Genomic DNA, 14,804 nt, shown 5'->3' with positions numbered 1-14,804 from the left:
ATGAAATTTGTTCATCGTCACATACAAGAAAATTTTTAAACTTTTCTTTACTTTTTTCTTACGACTGCTTTATATTTATACACATGGTGTATTCGAAGCTGGTATCGTCTTTGATTGCCCTTGTGGCAATTCTTTTTGTGTCATTCTTTGTGCGTGACTGGCTTGTGCTGCATGAGTGCGGTGCAGTACAGTCGTGTCTAGATTCTGCTAGCGATTTCCAGAATATCACGAAGTTTATTGTAACTTGTGTCGCGACTTTACTTGCATTTACGATTGGCAGGCGCTTGGTGACCAAACGCGATCGCTTCTTTTTGCAGATGAGTTTCTTGATGATTCTTTGTGCCGACTTTTGCTTTAAAATCCTTTACAATTACTTTGGAACGATTGATACCCGCGATAATTTTATCACGCTTGGTATTGGCTTTTTCTTTATAGCGCAGATGATTTTAATTTATCGGCATACGCGCGTTAGCGATGATGATTGGTCGTTTCCGTGGATTTACTGTGTACCATTGGCTGCCGTGCTTGCGATGATTGTGCTTGCACAGCTCCATGTTCTTGAATCGTATGTGCTTATGGCTGTGCTTGCCTATATTCCGGTTCTACTTTGTTCATTGGTGGTTGCATGCATGACTTTGAAATTTAAGTTTTTCCCGAAGGCAAATGCAAACCTGATTGTGCTAGGGATGGTTTGCTTTACGTGTTGCGATGCGCTTACGGGGCTATCACTTTTGTCGGGTGCGGACCATTCCACTATTGAAGTTTTTGCCGCTGTCTCGAATAACTTTATTTGGCTCTTCTACGTCCCGGCCATTATTTTCCTTGCTTTGAGCGGATATCGCCGCAACGTTTAGACCCACATGCTTGGCTCTTTTCCCCTAAAATTCTATTATTACCTCGTTCAAAGAGGTCATAATGATTATTGATTTAAAAGGTATGGAGACGACTGTTCTCCCGAATTTTAAGGGTGGCGAAAAAGAATACAAGGCCAAGATGTATTTCGACGGCACGACGCGCATTATGCACGGCACGCTCGAAGCAGGCGCATCTATCGGTTACCACAAGCACGAAACCAACAGCGAAATTATGTTCTTTGTCTCGGGGAAGGGTAAGGTACTTTTTGATGATGGTGTGGAATACGTCGAAGCTGGCCAGTGCCATTTCTGCCCGAAGGGCCATTCCCACAGCTTGATTAATGAAGGTCCGGAAGATCTCGTCTTTTATGCGACGGTCCCGGAACTCGGATAAGTTTAATTTAATGGAGAAAATATGTCTAAATTAATGCGTTCTATTTCTGGTATCCGCGGAATCGTTGGCGATACCCTTACTCCGCAGGTTTTGCAGAGCCATGTGCGTGCATTCCTTGAAATCACGAAGGCAAAGCGCGTAGTGATTGGCCGCGATAGCCGCCCGACAGGTGATGCCATTGTTCAGTTTGTCGCTGGCATTTGCCGCCTTTCTGGTGTGGATGTCGTGGATGTTGGCCTTTCGACGACTCCGTCCGTGGAACTTTTGACGACGCACTTCAAGGCAGATGCGGGCATCATCATTACCGCAAGCCATAACCCGCTCGAATGGAACGCTCTCAAGTTCCTCAACAACAAGGGACTCTTCCTCGGTCCGGATGACGTGAAGCAGCTCTTTGCTCTCGCCGATGCAAACCAGTTCAGCTATCCGGATTACCGCACGATGGGCAAGTACGAAGTCGCTCCGGATGCCGATGGCATTCACATTGATGGTACGCTCAAGATTCCGTTCGTGGATGTCGAAGCCATCAAGGCCAAGCATTTCAAGGTCGCTGTCGATGCTGTGAACGGTGCCGGTAGCTTTATCGTGCCGCGCCTTTTGGAACAGCTCGGTTGCGAAGTGGTTCGCGTCCATTGTAGCCCGGATGGCACGTTCCCGCGTGGTGCAGAACCGATTCCTGAAAATCTTGGTGACTTGCGCAAGGCTGTCAAGGATAACGGCTGCGCTGTTGGCTTTGCTGTGGATCCGGATGCAGACCGCTGCGCTCTCGTGGATGGTTTGGGACAAAGTATCGGCGAAGAATACACGCTTGCAATTGCAACAGACGAAGTGCTTGCCCAAAAGAAGGGTAGCGTTTGCGTGAACCTCTCCACGAGCCGCATGAACGAAGATGTTGCCGCCAAGTACGGTTGTGAATTCAGCCGCGCGAAGGTCGGTGAAATCAACGTTAGCCTCCAGATGATTGAGAATGGCTGCGTCATCGGCGGTGAAGGTAACGGCGGTGTGATTCTCCCGGCGCTCCATTACGGTCGCGATAGCCTCGTGGCTGCCGCACTTGTGCTTTCTTGGATGGCCCACCACAATGGCGGCCCGGAAAAGTTCGTGGCAGAAAATCCGGCCTACGTGATGCCGAAGAAAAAGTTCGAACTCGGCGACAAGAAGGTTGCAGACATTCTCCCGAAGGTCAAGGCTGAATTTGCCGGCTGGAAGACGGATGAACGCGACGGTCTCTGGCTCGGGAGCGAAAAATCCTGGGTGCATGTGCGCGCCAGCAACACGGAACCCGTAATCCGCGTGATTGCCGAAGCTCCGACTGCTGAAGAAGCTGAATCGCTTTGTTCTAAAGTGGAAAAATTGATCTAGCTTAAATATGTTATCCTGGATTTATTCCGGGACGATCTTTGTATGAAAAAAGTTCCACAGCTTTAAACTGTGGAACTTTTAAATTCTGGAGATGATTTATCGGTTCCCTAATGGATATACGCCAGTAAATGTTTTAATATAATTGCCTTTCAATGTTCCGTTTAAAGTGGCTTGAATCCAGACGAGGCAACATAAGTCAATATCAGGTGTTTTTTCTTTTTCTATCAATTCAATTTTTAGGGTGTCTCCAAATGTATGTATTCCAATGGATTTGATGTTGCTTCTAGAACTGTGGATTTGAGAGGGGAATGCTATGGTTTCTTTTTCTGTTTTTTGTTCTATATAAATAGAGTCAAATTTGTATATCTGTTCAATTCTTGCGGAATCATTGAGACAATTTGAGATGGAATCTATTGATAAGGTTGTTTCGTCATAAGAAAGCGAAGTGTCGTAATGAAATCGTTCTTTGATTTCGGAAGATGTTGAATTATCCGAGCATGCAATAAACAATGAAATAGATGTTGCTAAAACAAGAAAAAAAATCTTTTTCATAAATATTCCTTCTTTATTTACAGGGTGTGCTGTAGCAAGGTGTTCCCATGGTATTCCATCTAGATCCAATGCCCGAGTATTCTCCAGCATTTTTAAAAACGGGTTTTTGAATTGAATTTTCAAATGTTTCTTCCCATGGATCAAAGAATTTCCCATCAACATATCCATAACGATAGACAATTTTAGGTTCAACGCCTAATCCTTGTTCTTTTGCAATCCACTTGTATACTGCGTTTGAGTAGGCGGCCCATATTCCCTGTTTCTGTTTAATCCAATTGGTCGCAAAATCTCTTTCAACATAGTAAGAAGCTCTAGAGTAAGAACACTGTCCTATGTTAAGGAAGCCGCAACGATAATAGTGCTTGTATTTTTCGTAATTCCATGATAGTGAACTATAACCAAGAATTGAATGAACTCCATTAAACCATGGGTCTTGATTGGTTTCTCCATTTTTAAAAACAAGACAGGATCGCAGCAGGACCCAATACGTTTTTCCGCCAAATTTTTTTGAAGTGTTGTATACATATTCATATTTGGGCCACATTGTAATATAATTTGGACCGCCATGTCCTTTGTAAAAAACGAAGTTGAAATTGTTTGTTGAAGAATTTAAAAAATTCTGTTTAGTTACTAGTTCGTCATAATACCCTGTTGAAGAAAATGTGATTTGAGGATATTTTTCTAATAAATTGCTTTTTAGAGAACTGACTAGGGCGTTAGCGGTTTCTCTTGATTGTGAAGAATTGTCTTGCCATTTGTCTTGATATGAACTGATAGCGAATGTTAAGATTGAAAAATTGGAAGGTGCGCTTGCTGCGTAAGGGCAGAAAACGAAAAATAAAATGGAAATAAGATAGATTATTTTCATGGATCCTCCTATCTGCTAACGATTGCCTTGTTTGTTGGAACTAGCGAAGCGTCTGTTGGAATATCAAATATCATCGGGATGCTTTTGTCGCTATCCTTTGTTGAATATTGACCAATAAAGGTGACGCTCGGAACTAACATCACTTCCCCGTTTTCGTTTTTGAGGGCTGTCAAAGTTTGTGTTGAATTGTCCAAACTTCCGCGTAGTTCATTTTCTTTGAAATCCTGAGATACTGTTTCGATGAGATCATTGAATTCTGTTCTGTGGATTTTATTCCGTTTTGTTTTTTCTACAGTGCTTTTTGCTGGGACTTTGTTGAATTTGTCCCATTGAACATCCATGTAAGACAGGTTTCCCGTGGAGTCGTAACTCATTAGCACATAAGAGCTTCCCCTTACTGGGATGCCGTCTAGTTTTCTATGAGCCGTAACCATACTTCCGACAATCCTTGGTTTATTGGAGTCTCGTTGTTCGTATTCGTAGCCAACAGATGTTATAGCGCAGGAATCGGCGACATCTTGGGGTAAGATGGCCTTGATGTCGTTCATGGCGCGTATGCGCATTTCGTCTTCAGAACCGAGTGTACGTTTTTTCTGGTTTTTCCTGCTTACAGTAAATCGATGGAAATCATCAATTTTTTTGACTTGGAAATTTTTCCCTGATTTAAAGTCGCGTAATCCTGTAATCGTGTAAATATAGGTGTCTTGCGAAACTGTCTTCTGGCTTTTCATAAGGACGGGCGGATTTTCTCGTGCGTCCATTTGCTGGTAAATTTTTTCGCTGACAATCAATTGTGCGTGAGAGATTGAAAGTAGCACTCCTAAAACTATGAAATATATCTTTTTCATTGAAAATTTCTCTCCTATACTTATTTGTTGTGAAATTTGCCGTTTAGATCCGTAGAAAAGATCTTTCCACTGGCTGTATTTTCGTAACTGATGATGCTATTTTGTATTTGTAACAAACGGATGTTACTGAGTTTATCCTTGTATTTGGAATTATCATCTTTAAATGCAGGAGAAGAACTGTCTAGAAAAACGGCCATGTAGTTGTTATCGCTCAGTTCAATAGTGGAAATGTATTTCTTTCCGATAATTTTTCCGGCATCTGCGTCAAATGACGATACTTGTTTTGTTGTAATCATTGTTCGGCGAAGTGTAGCTTGAAGAGTGTCGTCGCTACTTATGTATGTGAGAACAATTGGCTTGTTCTTTACATCGCGAAATAAACTGACACTCTGTTCAAATGTCAGTTTCTGTAATTCTTGATTGTCAACAGCAATGATTAAATCGCCTGATTTTAAATTTGATTTTGCTGCAGGTGTGTTGGGGATGATTGCTTCAATTTCTAAGCCGATGTTTCCGTCTTGTATGACAAGACCGATTCCGCCAAATGATTCGTCTGCAAAAAGCATCGTTGCGTAAAGAGCAAATGCAGTCAAGGCAATCTTTTTCATTGATTCTCCTTTTGTGTTGTATAAAAATGGATTGTAAATATAATATTGATTTGTATAAATTAAAATGTGAATGTAAGATAATTTTTTTTAACAAATGATTGCTGCTTTTAGAATAAATGTTTTTTTTTGATTTTAATTTAAATATTTTGTTTCTTTGTTTTTTTGGGGGGCGAAATTAGCCCTTTTGTTCAAAAAGGGCTCGCCGTTTCCGGCGGGCCCTTGGACTTTAGAGAGTGTATAGGAAATCTTTAGAACTGTTCGAAGAACTTGTGGACTTCTTCAGGGACCCATGTCTGTTCCCAGTTCCAGCCGACGCCCATGTTACCGGTGTCGTGTGCGGTCCACTGATGGTCACCCGGCCAGCTGCACCATTTGACTGGGAAGCGTTCGTCAACAGTCGTGAAGTCGTAGCAGACGTGTCCGGTGTTGCCACTCACTTCCTTCGGCTTTTCGGAGCTTGCGTCGGTGAAGTCTCCGTTGGCGTCGGCCTTGCCGTTCCGCTTGAGGATTCTCGGGAGGGCGCTAGTCTTGGCGCGGTTGTAATCGCATCTGCCGTCGTTTTTGCCGTGAACGTTCATCCAGGCAATCGGCAAGTTCTTCATGTTGTTGCCTTCGGGGAGCCAAATGTTGTAGTCAGCGACTGCGTAGGTTGCGGCGGCGCGGACGCGGCTCTGCATGTCTTGCATGAGTGAGTAGCTGAACATGGCGCCAAAGCTAAAGCCTGTAATGAACACGCGGCTTGTATCAATGCAATAGTTGTCGTTCAAAGTCGTGAGTGTCTGTGCAAAGAAGTCGTGATCGCCCTGTCCCTTGGTCCAAAGGCCGCCAATGGCGTCAAGCGAAACGAAGATGTAGTCGCCGTTCTTGTCGAGCACTTGCTGGCCGTAGTACGGAGTCGGATGGTCGTAGTCTGCTTTGTGATGCACGAAGTCTTCTCCGCGGCTACCGTAGCAGTGTAAGGCAAAAAGAACCTTGTGCGGTTTCTTGTTGTCGTAGTTCTTCGGCAAGGTGATAAAGTAATCGCGCGTATCGTTACCGACCTTGATTTGGAACTGGTCGCCGTTTTCGACGCTCTTGATTTTTTTCAATGTGGAGTTTGTGCCACAGCCCTTACTCGGAGTCGGTGCGTTCTTCAAGGCGTAGCCGAATTTGAACGTCGGTTCGGGAGGGATGGTCTTCGAGAGTTTCACGTCAACGGTCGTGTCGAGCGTTCCGAGCGGCACGGTGAGCGTGTCATAGCCTTCGAATGTAAAGCGGAGCGCTTCGTCCTTGGCGGCGTCTTTCATGAGGGCGCTAGCCTGCGAGCCGAAAGAGCTTGTAAAGCTCTCGTCCGTCGTGAACTTGAATTTCTGCTTGGCGTTACCGACAGAGACCTGTGCAAAGTAAGTACCGCGTGCGCTTAAACCCTTGCTCAAATCATACGTGCCTGCGCCCTGCAATGTTTTTTTGAAAATCTGGTGGCCGAGAGAGTTGTAAATCTTCACCTGCACGGGCGAGGTGCTGCTTTGGGAGTAAGAGAGAATGCCTTTGTTTACGCTGATATAGCCAACGGCGTTTCTGAAGCTCGGGTTGATGCCCACTTCGTCTTCCTGGATGGTGAATTTACCCTTATCATCCGTCGAGGCTGTCTTGCCTTCTTTGAGCAGGTCGACCGTGACACCTTTGAGTGCCTTGCCGTCGTTGTCAGAAACGGTTCCCGTGATTGTGTATGCCGATGCCATCCCGCACAAGGCAAAACACGCAGCCGTAAATAGATTAGGCGCTTTAATCATACGTACTCCTTTTACCAATCTCCTAAAACACACCTCATTACAAACTAATCTAATTCTAGATGTGATGAATGTTACGCGTTTGCGCTCCATGTTTATGGATGAATTGTCTATAAAATGTTTTTTACAAGTCCCGCTAAGGTTGGCGATGCCGAAGGGCCGGAATGCGCGGGCACGACAGAAAAAAGCGGCTCCTGGGGAGGAACCGCTTTTGGGTAGAGAGCTGATTTATGAATTTCGTTTATGATTAGAACTGTTCGAAGAACTTGTGGACTTCCTCGGGAACCCAGGTATTCTGCCAGCCCTGTCCGGTACCCGTGTTGGGGCCGTCATGTGCTGTCCACTGGTGTTCGCCGTTCCAGCTGCACCACTTGACCGGGAAACGTTCGTCGACATTCTTGAAATCATAGCAGAGGTGGCCTGCAGTGCCGTTGAATTCTTGCGGCTTTTCGGAGCTTGCGTCGGTGAAGTTGCCGTTTGCGTCGGCCTTGCCGTTACGCTTGAGGATTCTCGGGAGGGCGCTGGTCTTGGCGCGGTCGTAGTTGCACACGCCGTCTCTCTTGCCGTGTACGCCCATCCAGGCGATAGGCAAGTTCTTGGCGTCATAACGACCTGTTCCTGCAGACGGGAGCCAAATGTTGTAGTCTGCAGTTGCGTAGACGGCTACAGCGCGGAGTCTTTCTTGCAAGTCCTGAGCGAGAGAGTTCGTGAACATGGCGCCGAAGCTAAATCCTGTGGCGAACACGCGGGTGGTGTCAACGCAGTAGTTGTCGAACATTGTGGTAATCATTTCGTCAACGAACTGGTGGTCTTCCTTGCCGTTCCAAGTACCGTTGTCGTTACCCTGCGGAGCGACGAATATGTAATCACCGTTCTTGTCCAGTTTCTGTTGTCCGTAGTACGGGGTCGGATGGTCGTAGTCCGGAGTATGGTGCACGAAGTCTTCGGCCTTTGAACCCATGCAGTGGTTTGCGATAAGCAACTTGTGCGGCTTGGTGTTATCGTAGTTGCTCGGCAAGGTGATGAAGAATGTACGGTTTTTGCCGCCGACATTCAAGTTGTACTTCTTGCCGTTTTCGACGCTACCGGTTGAATTGAGGGATGAATTCTTGCCGCACCCTTTACTCTTGCGCGGTTCGTTCTTGAGGGCATAGCCGAATTTGAAGGTCTGTTCTGCCGGTACGCTCTTCGTGAGTTTCACGTTGAGATTCGTGTCAAGCGTGTTGAGCGCGATGGTGAGCGTATCGTAATCTGCGGCGACAAATCGGATGGCTTCGCCCTTCTGTGCGTCCTTCATGAGAGCGCCTGCCTGCGTGCCGAAGGAACTTTTAAAGCTGTCATCCGTCGTAAACTTGAAATTCTGCTTGGCGCTGCCGACGGAAACCTGTGCAAAATAGGTGCCGCGAGCCTTGAGGCCCTTGCCCAAGTCGTACGTGCCGGAACCCTGCAACGTCTTGTTGAAAACCTGGTTCCCCAGCGAATTGTAAACCTTCACCTGCACGGGCGAGGTGCTGCTCTGGGAGTAAGAGAGAATGCCGTTGTTGACGCTGATGTATCCGATTGCGTTTCTGAAGCTCGGATTGATGCCCACTTCTTCTTCGTTTTCATGGATGGTGAATTTACCCTGGTCGTCTGTCTTTGTGGACTTGCCCTCCTTGAGCAAACTGACATCGACATCCTTGAGGGCCTTACCCTGATCGTCGGAGACAGTTCCGCTAATCGTGTAGGCAAATGTTGTGGAACATAAAGCCGCAACGCATGCGGCAGTAACGAGCGAAAGTTGTTTCGCTTTCATCGGACACTCCTTTTTGAAATCCAAAAAATCTCTTTGGACCCCTTAACCCATTTGTAATTTATCTTCGGATGTGAGTGAAATTACCGATTGTAAATATTTTGTTATGGACAATTTGTCAAGGTTTCGGACTGCTAGTAAAGTTTGTAAGTAATTTGTAATGTTTTGAGGGGGTAAGCGTTGGACTATCGTCCCAACAGTGCGGCTCGGTCGTTTTGAACAAGCAACAAGTAACTTCCTACTTCTTTCCGTCTACTTCCTACTTTGCTATATATACCACCATGAACCACATTGCAATTTTTATCGACGCAGAGAATTTGACCAACTGGGTCAAAAATAACGGTGTTCAGTCGCTTATGGATGAGCTTTTGCCGCTGGGCCAGATTGTCGTGCGCAAGGCTTATGGCAAATGGTCCACGCCGCAGCTGATCCCGTTACAGTCTGCGCTCAACGAAAATGGCTTTGAACTCGTGCACACTTTCCACCCGGTGAGCGGCAAGAATTCGACGGACATCAAGATGACGGTCGATACGATGGAAGTGGCGCTCGATTCTCAGGTGCAGTGGATTGTGCTTGCTACGGGCGATTCTGACTTTTCGCCGCTTTTCCGCAAGCTGCGTGAACAGGGCAAGGAAGTGATTGGCGTGGGGCCCAAGTCCCCATTGAGCGAATGCGTCAAGAATTCCTGCTCCCGCTACATTTACACAGACGATGCGACTAGTGCCGATGACGATTCCGGCGATGAAGTCGCCGATGCGAAGGAACGCGCAAACCTGATTGTTTCCGAGAAAATCGATTCCATGGAAATGCTCCGTAGCGTTCTGCAAAAAGAAGATGGTCCGATTGCTCTTGCGGCGATCAAGCCCAAGATGCTCGGACTCGATAACGCGTTTAACGAGAAACGCCTCGGCTTCAAGACGTTCAAGGATTTCGTAAAGTCCGCGGACTTTGTACAAATGACGGATGTGGGTGGCGGCTCTTACATGGTCGCGCTCGCCGAGCAAAAAGTAGCAGTTGAAGAAGATGCGCAAATGGTCTTGGCGAAGGCGCTTAAGCGCAAGGGCTGGGACATGTTCCCGCGCAACATGCTCAAGAAGATTTATGCCGAGGCTTGTGACCTCACTTCGTTTGTTCCAATGAACAAGCAGGACTTGGTTCAGGAAATTGTCGCAAAGAATATTGCGGGTACCACGAGCAGCATTATCAACCGTGCGCTGAGCACGTTCTTCAAGGCGAAACTCGTGACCATCAGCGGTGGCGATGACAAACTCTGGACGCTTACCGAGACGAACCAGTACTGGAAAGAAATCGACAAGGCGATGCTCGACAGGCTCCGCGTGAGCCTCAAGGAGACTGGCCAGAAGGTTCCCAAGAAAGATATCGTATCTATTTTGTACGGAAAGTACGCTGACGGCGAAGCCGAAAAGCTTGTTTAGCGGCTACGCCGCAGTAGACAGTAGGCAGTAGACCGTGGTCTGTACGCTTTAGACGAGAGTGTGCAGCTCTTCTTCAATGTCACCCCGGCCTTTGTGCCGGGGTCTGTATTTTAGTCCAACTTACCTTGATACAAATCCAGCAGGTTGCGGGCCAAGAGGCTTGTGTACTTGGCGTTCGTGAGCGTGGATTGTGCGCTTTCGAGGCGGTTCTTCTGCGTGAGGTAATCTGTGTACGTGAGGGCACCTACGTTACGTTGTTCTTCGGCGACTTGCAATGCCTCGTTTTCTGCTTCAACCTGGAGGATTGCCGCTTTCCACTGCATGTCGGCGCTGAGGGCGTTCAGGTAAAGTTTTTCGATGTTGTTTTCGAGCGTCTTTGCCTGTTCCTTTAAAGCAACCTGACTTTCGGTTTCGCTAATCTGTGCCTGTAAGACCTTGTTTTCTGTTGCACCACCGTCGATAATCGGGATGTTGATGTTCAACGATACGCTGTGCTGGTAGCCGTTCTTGAGCTGGCTTCCGTACTTCTTGGATTCCCAGGCCTGGAGGCCGGTGCTTGCGTTTGCGCCGAGCGAGACCTTGATGGACTTGCCCTTGCCTGCAATTTCGGTATTCTTCTTTGCGACTTGGATGGCGAGGCTGTCAGACTTTAATCCCGGATTTGTTTCTGTGGCTGTGGACTGGAGCTCATTGAGGGTCGGAATCGGCGTGAGAGCGTCCGGTGTCTGGATTTCGGTTTCCGGAGCGGAGATCTCGAACGCTTCGCTTTCCGGAAGTTCCAAGAGCTGGCGGAGCGTTGTCTTTGCGGTGTTCATGCTAAGCTGGGCTGCGAGCTGGGCCGCTTCTTTCTGGAGTACGTTAGCTTGCGACTGCGTCAAATCTTTCTTGGTGATGGAGCCTGCTTCGAACAACGTGTTGTAGTGCTCGAATTCAGCCTTGGCAAGTTCAACGGTCGCGTCTGCGGTGTGCAGCTTTTCAATCGCGGCAAGCAAGTTCATGTAGGCGTTCAAGACACTTTCTTGCACGGAGCGTTCGGTTTCCTTTGTCGAAAGGCGCGTCGCTTCTTTGTTAATCTCGTTTGCCTGGATGGAAAGTCTTGTAGAACCGCCGTCCCAGAGCGTGTAAGAGGCGCTAAGGCCAGCGCTTAAACGGTAGTGGTCCTGCGGGCCGTCTCTGAACGGGGAATCGTAAAGGGTATTGCCGATGCTTGCGGAGAGTGTGGGGTAGTTCCCGACCTTAGCCTGTTCGAGGCTCACATCAGCTTTCTGTTCGCGGAGCTTTGCAGATTCGAGCTTGAGGCTCTTTTCTTTGGCCTGCTTGAGGCATGCGCTTAAGGTCCAGGAACCATCAGCGAAAACGAGCGATGCTGACGCAAAAATACCGAGAACGATTGCTTTTCTGTAATTCATACCTTTTAGATGCCCCAGCTATATATTTTGGTTGCGTGATTTTTAAGATAGCAAATTTGTACAAACACAAAAAGGCTCCCTTGCGGAAGCCTTTTCGAATGGACGGTACTGGATTTGAACCAGTGACCTCTGCCGTGTGAAAGCAGCGCTCTAAACCAACTGAGCTAACCGTCCGAGGTGAGAGCAAATATAGAAAAGCTATTGAATGTTGTCAAGAGGTTTTAGAACTTAGTTGGCAGAACTTAGATCTTAGTGAAGAATTTCTTCTCAAGCTTTTTTACTAAGAGCGAAGCGGTCTAAGTTCTAAGATCTAAGAGGACCGAAGGTCCGGGCTAGAATTAAAGGAACTTGTCTTCGGCGGCGCGGAGGATGCTGAGGAACTCTGCCGGGGTCTTGGAGGCAATGAGGTCCTTGCGAACGTTGCCATCAGCGAGGAGGCGGCTCACGGAAGAAAGTGCCTTGAGATGCGGGCCCACAGTGTTGCCCGGGCTCACGATGAGGATGAGCAGGTACACCGGTTCGCCATCGAAGGACTGGAAGTCGAGGCCCTTTTCGATAGTGGCGGCAACCATGCACATGCGGTCGACGTAGTCAATCTTGGCGTGCGGGACAGCAAGGCCGCAACCGATGCCCGTGGAACGGCTCTGTTCGCGTGTCCAGATGGCTTCAAAGATTTCGTCGCGGTGGTCAAGTTTGTAGGCGCTGCAAAGTGTATCGACCAATTCGTTAAGAATGGCTTCTTTAGTTTCACTGGAAGAATTTATCAAGATGCAATTATCTACAAATCTTTCAGATAGACGCATGGTGTATATTTTTCCTTTTTAAGAATCAATCAAACAAATATTTTAGAAAATTATTGCTGTTTGGCGAGGCTTATATCTAAAATGTGTCCAAAAAAGAAGAAATTTCTAACTGAGAAGAGGTGTTTTCGAGCCTGTCGATAGCTTTTCTCATGAGTGCAACATCGATTTGGCCGGGGGCGGCAGCCGTCCCGATGGCGCCGTAAGTGAGGTTTGCACCCTCCTTCAAAGACCAAATTCGACTGGTTTTTCCGGTTTCGCCCATGCCAAATGCCGCGATGAACTTGAACCCTTTGGCTCTTTTGGCGAACTTGTAGAGGCGCGAGCAGTCATCGTCGGAGTTACTCATGGCGGCGATTTTGATGCCGTCTGCCTTGACCCGTTTGACGTCGGTGAGGTAGTTCTTGAGTTCGAGGTCGCTTGGGATGCGGGTGAAGTTGTGCTCGGAAATGAGGATCTTAACGCCTTTCGGGGTGGCCAGTTCGCGGAGCTTGTCGTAGTCGTGTAGGCAGTCGCGTTCAAGGTCCAGCCATTCCGGGACGTCCGCTGCGTTGAGAATTTGTTCAAAAAAACCGAGGCGCTCGATAGCGCGTGCATCGGGGAATGTACCGCCGTCGCGCTTGAGGCGGATGGTGCCGAGCTGAATCGCCTTCGGGACGAGCTTGCGGATTCTAGCAGAAAGCCCAGACCATTCGGATTCGTCAAAAAAGTCGTAACGGATTTCGAGAATGTCGCAACTTTCAAAGTCAATGCGCGCCGGGTGGAGTTCTTCACTCTCGGCGGCGGTAAGCGTTTCGGGACTCACGAGCCCGACCAGGTATTTGGGTGAATCAGTTGGCATGGCTGTAAATTTAGCATAAGGCGAGCGTCGCGACAAGCGGACAAAGTACGATTGTCAAGACCAAGCCGAGCTAAAAGCACGCGAAGCGTGCCAATATAGAATATAGACGAGAGACGACAAATGCATAAGGCGAGAATGCCCCGAGGCTAATGCTGCGGTTGAGCGATTGCAAAAACTTAATTTTTTGAAAAATGGCGAAATTTACGTGAAAAACACGCTGATTTTAGAAAATTTCACGTAAAATTTTAATGTTGTTTGTAAATATAATGTCGATTTTTGTCTTTTTATGATGTTGTCTAAAAATGGCGGCTAAAAAGAAAGCATTTTTTGCGAAAAATTGTGAAAAAATGGCGCGTTTTCAGAAGTTTTTTGTAAAAAAAAGTGAGTTTGTATGTAGTTTTACGTGAAAAACTACGATTTTCTCTTTCTTTTCACGTAAAAAAGGCCTCAAAAAAGAAATTTGCTTTTTTTTCGACGAGTTTTCCCCAATGTCTCATCCCTAATCACAGTCCTCATCATACTTTCTGCTGTTAAAAGCGGATAACCCTAAGTTCTGCCAACTATAACGTTTTACGCCAACTCCTTGTAGTAACCAATAACTGTCCAACTCTCTAGTGACTATGGACTAATAACTATTGACAAAAGGCTAATGACTAACGATAGTATATTGAATTTTCTACATTATAATGGAACAAAAGGAATTTTTATGGCAGATTGTAACGAAAACAAAGAAAAGCAGACTCCGGACATGCTCAAGAAGGCTGAAGAATACCTTGCCTCCAAGCGCAGAATTTTCTTGTGGGGTGGTGTCGATGACGAGAGTGCCGAACGCATTGTGAAGCAGCTTTTGTATTTGGATTCTTTGAACCACGACGATATTTATTTCTTCATCAACAGCCCGGGTGGCGTGATTTCTAGCGGTCTTGCCATTTACGACTGCATGAACGCTATTGAAAGTGATGTCGTGACGGTTTGCTGCGGACAGGCAGCCTCCATGGGTGCCGTGCTCCTCACTGCCGGTGCTAAGGGCAAGCGCGCCGCATGGCCGAACGCCCGCATCATGATCCACCAGCCGCTCATTCACGGCGAGATTGTGGCTCCTGCAAGCGACATCCAGATCCAGGCCGAAGAAATGCTCCGCATCCGTGGCATCACGGGCAAGATTCTTGCTGAAACTTCTGGACACACGATTGAACAGATTGACCGCGATACCGAACGCGACAACTTTATGTCTGCCGAAGAGGCTAAGGCTTACGGTCTCGTGGATAAAG

14 protein-coding genes and 1 tRNA gene are annotated in these 14,804 nt (G+C 47.2%); 5 read left to right on the top strand and 10 right to left on the bottom strand.

The features are described from left to right. Positions 1–83 precede the first annotated feature (83 nt). The 3 genes from B3A20_RS07865 to glmM all read left to right on the top strand — a co-directional run bounded on the left by B3A20_RS07865 (position 84) and on the right by glmM (position 2,610). Positions 84–854, top strand: a complete 771-nt coding sequence (locus tag B3A20_RS07865) for a hypothetical protein (RefSeq protein ID WP_290763341.1) — start codon at positions 84–86, stop codon at positions 852–854. Between the two features lie 61 nt (positions 855–915). Continuing rightward, on the top strand, positions 916–1,248 hold the full coding sequence (locus B3A20_RS07860; RefSeq protein WP_015732050.1) for a cupin domain-containing protein: 333 nt from the start codon (positions 916–918) through the stop codon (positions 1,246–1,248). Positions 1,249–1,269: 21 nt separating this feature from the next. After that, a complete protein-coding gene (gene glmM / locus B3A20_RS07855; protein WP_173562532.1) occupies positions 1,270–2,610 on the top strand; it encodes a phosphoglucosamine mutase in 1,341 nt (446 codons plus the stop codon). A 96-nt stretch (positions 2,611–2,706) separates the two neighbouring features. On the opposite strand, the gene B3A20_RS07850 is transcribed toward glmM, so the two are convergent. From B3A20_RS07850 to B3A20_RS07825, 6 genes are all read right to left on the bottom strand, one after another. Then, positions 2,707–3,162: a hypothetical protein gene (locus B3A20_RS07850; protein ID WP_290763338.1), complete on the bottom strand. Its 456-nt coding sequence runs from the start codon at positions 3,160–3,162 to the stop codon at positions 2,707–2,709. 13 nt (positions 3,163–3,175) lie between these two features. Beyond that, on the bottom strand, positions 3,176–4,030 hold the full coding sequence (locus B3A20_RS07845; RefSeq protein WP_290763336.1) for a DUF6345 domain-containing protein: 855 nt from the start codon (positions 4,028–4,030) through the stop codon (positions 3,176–3,178). 8 nt (positions 4,031–4,038) lie between these two features. Beyond that, positions 4,039–4,878: a hypothetical protein gene (locus B3A20_RS07840; RefSeq protein WP_290763334.1), complete on the bottom strand. Its 840-nt coding sequence runs from the start codon at positions 4,876–4,878 to the stop codon at positions 4,039–4,041. A 20-nt stretch (positions 4,879–4,898) separates the two neighbouring features. Beyond that, positions 4,899–5,486, bottom strand: a complete 588-nt coding sequence (locus B3A20_RS07835) for a S41 family peptidase (RefSeq protein WP_290763333.1) — start codon at positions 5,484–5,486, stop codon at positions 4,899–4,901. 248 nt (positions 5,487–5,734) lie between these two features. Continuing rightward, complete coding sequence (locus tag B3A20_RS07830) at positions 5,735–7,258, bottom strand: T9SS type A sorting domain-containing protein (protein WP_290763332.1); 1,524 nt, start codon at positions 7,256–7,258, stop codon at positions 5,735–5,737. 244 nt (positions 7,259–7,502) lie between these two features. Next, positions 7,503–9,050 (bottom strand): esterase, encoded by a 1,548-nt coding sequence (locus tag B3A20_RS07825; RefSeq protein ID WP_290763330.1) that lies wholly within the window; start codon positions 9,048–9,050, stop codon positions 7,503–7,505. A gap of 278 nt (positions 9,051–9,328) precedes the next feature. Here B3A20_RS07825 and B3A20_RS07820 point away from each other — a divergent pair, with 278 nt between their 5' ends. Then, entirely contained in the window at positions 9,329–10,483 is a 1,155-nt protein-coding gene (locus B3A20_RS07820) for an NYN domain-containing protein (protein ID WP_290763328.1), read from the top strand. Between the two features lie 110 nt (positions 10,484–10,593). Here B3A20_RS07820 and B3A20_RS07815 read toward each other — a convergent pair whose 3' ends face one another. The 4 genes from B3A20_RS07815 to B3A20_RS07800 all read right to left on the bottom strand — a co-directional run bounded on the left by B3A20_RS07815 (position 10,594) and on the right by B3A20_RS07800 (position 13,533). Beyond that, complete coding sequence (locus B3A20_RS07815; protein WP_290763326.1) at positions 10,594–11,892, bottom strand: TolC family protein; 1,299 nt, start codon at positions 11,890–11,892, stop codon at positions 10,594–10,596. Between the two features lie 99 nt (positions 11,893–11,991). Then, positions 11,992–12,066, bottom strand: a tRNA-Val gene (locus B3A20_RS07810). Between the two features lie 164 nt (positions 12,067–12,230). Next, positions 12,231–12,695, bottom strand: coding sequence for a PTS sugar transporter subunit IIA (locus B3A20_RS07805; RefSeq protein ID WP_088630952.1), 465 nt, complete (start codon positions 12,693–12,695; stop codon positions 12,231–12,233). Between the two features lie 76 nt (positions 12,696–12,771). After that, a complete protein-coding gene (locus tag B3A20_RS07800) occupies positions 12,772–13,533 on the bottom strand; it encodes a type I 3-dehydroquinate dehydratase (protein ID WP_290763325.1) in 762 nt (253 codons plus the stop codon). Between the two features lie 706 nt (positions 13,534–14,239). Here B3A20_RS07800 and B3A20_RS07795 point away from each other — a divergent pair. Next, positions 14,240–14,804 (top strand): ATP-dependent Clp protease proteolytic subunit (locus B3A20_RS07795; RefSeq protein ID WP_290763324.1); only part of this gene is annotated, 565 nt, incomplete at its 3' end.

It is taken from the genome of Fibrobacter sp. UBA4297, assembly GCF_002394865.1.
Lineage (GTDB): Bacteria > Fibrobacterota > Fibrobacteria > Fibrobacterales > Fibrobacteraceae > Fibrobacter.
The sequence above is the reverse complement of the archived record's forward strand: the minus strand, read 5'-3'. Positions and strand labels throughout refer to the sequence as shown.

What these genes read in the sequence shown, in the direction of transcription:
- B3A20_RS07865 (WP_290763341.1), top strand. Translation starts at nt 84, where the DNA reads ATGGTGTATTCGAAGCTGGTATCGTCTTTGATTGCCCTTGTGGCAATT.
- B3A20_RS07860 (WP_015732050.1), top strand. Translation starts at nt 916, where the DNA reads ATGATTATTGATTTAAAAGGTATGGAGACGACTGTTCTCCCGAATTTT.
- glmM (WP_173562532.1), top strand. Translation starts at nt 1,270, where the DNA reads ATGTCTAAATTAATGCGTTCTATTTCTGGTATCCGCGGAATCGTTGGC.
- B3A20_RS07850 (WP_290763338.1), bottom strand. Translation starts at nt 3,162, where the DNA reads ATGAAAAAGATTTTTTTTCTTGTTTTAGCAACATCTATTTCATTGTTT.
- B3A20_RS07845 (WP_290763336.1), bottom strand. Translation starts at nt 4,030, where the DNA reads ATGAAAATAATCTATCTTATTTCCATTTTATTTTTCGTTTTCTGCCCT.
- B3A20_RS07840 (WP_290763334.1), bottom strand. Translation starts at nt 4,878, where the DNA reads ATGAAAAAGATATATTTCATAGTTTTAGGAGTGCTACTTTCAATCTCT.
- B3A20_RS07835 (WP_290763333.1), bottom strand. Translation starts at nt 5,486, where the DNA reads ATGAAAAAGATTGCCTTGACTGCATTTGCTCTTTACGCAACGATGCTT.
- B3A20_RS07830 (WP_290763332.1), bottom strand. Translation starts at nt 7,258, where the DNA reads ATGATTAAAGCGCCTAATCTATTTACGGCTGCGTGTTTTGCCTTGTGC.
- B3A20_RS07825 (WP_290763330.1), bottom strand. Translation starts at nt 9,050, where the DNA reads ATGAAAGCGAAACAACTTTCGCTCGTTACTGCCGCATGCGTTGCGGCT.
- B3A20_RS07820 (WP_290763328.1), top strand. Translation starts at nt 9,329, where the DNA reads ATGAACCACATTGCAATTTTTATCGACGCAGAGAATTTGACCAACTGG.
- B3A20_RS07815 (WP_290763326.1), bottom strand. Translation starts at nt 11,892, where the DNA reads ATGAATTACAGAAAAGCAATCGTTCTCGGTATTTTTGCGTCAGCATCG.
- B3A20_RS07805 (WP_088630952.1), bottom strand. Translation starts at nt 12,695, where the DNA reads ATGCGTCTATCTGAAAGATTTGTAGATAATTGCATCTTGATAAATTCT.
- B3A20_RS07800 (WP_290763325.1), bottom strand. Translation starts at nt 13,533, where the DNA reads ATGCCAACTGATTCACCCAAATACCTGGTCGGGCTCGTGAGTCCCGAA.